Genomic DNA, 401 nt, shown 5'->3' on the forward strand with positions numbered 1-401 from the left:
GCATTTTCTCGGCCCCTGGGACCGCCGACATTCTGTCGGCTTTTTCTCGTTCCCACGCGCTGCGTGGGAATGTGGAAGCTCCGCGCCGCGGAGAACATCGGGCCGGTGTCCAGCATTCGTATACACGGGAATCAAACCCACCGGCTGTCCGGCGTTATCCGGTGCGGCCCGAGAAGGCGTCTGCTCTGAGCGTTGCCGACAGCTGGTGATGGGGTCCGTAAGCCGTCTGGAAGACGGCGGTCCCAGCCGGACTCGCGTCCCCGGAACCGCCGACATCTTGTCGGCCCCTGGGACCGCCGACATTCTGTCGGCTTCCGGGACCACCGACATATTGTCGGCTCTTCTGGTTACCGGGGAGAACCCGAATGCCGAGTTGCCGGTCCAACTGGTCATCAGGCGTT

The 401-nt window shown here is 63.8% G+C and carries 1 protein-coding gene; it reads right to left on the reverse strand.

Annotated features, from left to right (window positions below):
* Positions 1-154 precede the first annotated feature (154 nt).
* The coding region (locus E1958_RS21075) for a hypothetical protein (protein ID WP_208108639.1) at positions 155-401 on the reverse strand (247 nt) is incomplete at its 5' end.

The organism is Candidatus Thiosymbion oneisti, assembly GCF_004359955.1.
Classification (GTDB): domain Bacteria; phylum Pseudomonadota; class Gammaproteobacteria; order Chromatiales; family Chromatiaceae; genus Thiosymbion; species Thiosymbion oneisti.